The organism is Bradyrhizobium sp. SRS-191 (assembly GCF_024586915.1).
GTDB lineage: Bacteria > Pseudomonadota > Alphaproteobacteria > Rhizobiales > Xanthobacteraceae > Bradyrhizobium.
In genome coordinates, this window is sequence record NZ_JANBVS010000069.1 from 1 (window position 1) to 1,794 (window position 1,794).

General features: G+C 63.6%; 2 protein-coding genes and 1 pseudogene. All 3 read left to right on the top strand.

All coding sequences use genetic code 11. The annotated features are described in order from the left end of the window. Window positions 1–191 (top strand): annotated as a pseudogene (locus tag NLR35_RS34005) (C4-dicarboxylate ABC transporter); the annotation flags it as partial. A 33-nt stretch (window positions 192–224) separates the two neighbouring features. Beyond that, window positions 225–773, top strand: coding sequence for a TRAP transporter small permease (locus tag NLR35_RS34010; RefSeq protein ID WP_257170904.1), 549 nt, complete (start codon window positions 225–227; stop codon window positions 771–773). Between the two features lie 11 nt (window positions 774–784). After that, window positions 785–1,794 (top strand): TRAP transporter large permease (locus tag NLR35_RS34015; protein ID WP_257170903.1); only part of this gene is annotated, 1,010 nt, incomplete at its 3' end.

The window sequence follows — 1,794 nt, forward strand, 5'->3', positions numbered from 1 at the left end:
TCACCCGCAAGCAGATGCAGGACGAGGGCATCAGCTTCGACCCGCTGCCGGAGGCGACGCGCGCCGAGATGAAGGACAAGCTGAAGGGGGTCGGCAAGGAGTGGGCGAGCGGGCTGGACAGCCGCGGCAAGCAGGCCTCCGCCGCCCTGAAGGAGTTCGAAGATCTGCTCGCCGCCGGCGGCGCCAAGTAGGGCGGTCCGACGCGGCAGGGGGAGATGTCAGAAGTGATCAAGCAAGCAACAGCTGTGCTCGGAATTCTCGAGCGCGGGCTCACGGTGGTCGCGGCGATCGCCTTGTTCGCGATCATGGCGCTTGTCGTGGCGGACGTCTTCATGCGCTACGTCATGAACAGTCCGCTCTCGTTTACCTACGACCTGATCGGGCTGTATCTGATGGCCGGAGTGTTCTTCCTCACTCTGTCGGATACCCTGCGCGTTCATGCGCATGTCGGTGTCGACATCCTCATGTCGAGGGCTCCGCCGAAGGGACGTCGATTGTCGGAGATCGTCACCGCCCTGACGGGGCTGTTCGTCTTCGTTCTGATCTCGAAGGTGGGCTTTGAGCGAGCGCTGGAGAATTACGAACAGCATGACGTCCTGGCCGGGGCCATTCCATGGCCGACCTGGATTTCCGCGGCACTGGTACCATTCGGATGCGCCGTGCTGGTGTTGCGGCTGGTCCTGCAACTGATCGGGAACGTTCTCAGTCTCGTGTCTGGCCGCGATCTCTTCCCATTGCCGCCGATGACTGACGAAACCCGCAGCTTCGAATAGAGCAGCCTCTCATGACCGTTATCCTTGTTCTTGGCCTGCTCTTTGTGTTGCTCGCGATCGGAACGCCGGTCGGCTTTGCCATGGGTTTTTCCGGTGCAGTCGGTCTCCTGATGGTTGGCGGCTCGGGCACCCTCTTCGGTATTCTGCAGACCGCGCCGTTGTCGACGGTGTCGTCCTATGAGCTGATTACAATTCCGATGTTCCTGCTGATGGCGGAACTCGTCCTGCTGTCCGGCGTCGCTGACGATATGTTCAAGACCGCATCGGCCTGGATCGGACGGGTGCCCGGCGGGCTCGGCATGGCGACGGCGCTGGCCGGCGCCGGCTTCGGTGCGATCTGCGGCACCTCGACGGCGTCCGCGGCGACGCTGTCCGCGACCAGCCTGCCAGCCATGATCAAGCAGGGATACGAGCCGAAGATGGCGGCCGGTGTCGTCGCCATCTCGGGCACACTGGCCATGTTGATTCCGCCGAGCGTGGCGCTGGTGATTTTCGGTCTGCTGGCGGAAGTCAACATCGGACAATTGCTGATCGGCGGCATCCTTCCGGCGGTGCTGGTGACCGCCACCATCATGGCGACGATCTATTTCCTGGTCTGGCAGGATCCTTCGCGCGCGCCGAGCGTCGAACCGGTGTCCTGGCGTGAGAAGTTCACGCTGCTGTGGCAGGTCGGTCCGATGGTGCTACTGTTCACGCTCGTCACCGGCACCATCTATCTCGGGATCGCGACGCCGACCGAAGCCTCGGCCCTCGGGGCGGCGGGGGCGCTGGTGCTGGCGGTCGCCAAGCGCAGAGTGACCCCGGCGACGCTGTACCGCGCGTTGCTCAGTGCCTGCCACGGCACCTGCATGATCGCCACGATCCTGGTCGGCGCCTCCATCTTCGGATACTTCTTCACGCTCACCCACGTGACGCAGGACCTCGTCGCCTGGATTGGCTCCTTGCCGGCGTCGCGCTGGGTGATCATTACGCTGATCCTGTGCGGCTACATCGTGCTGGGGTCGTTCATGGACCAGATCGC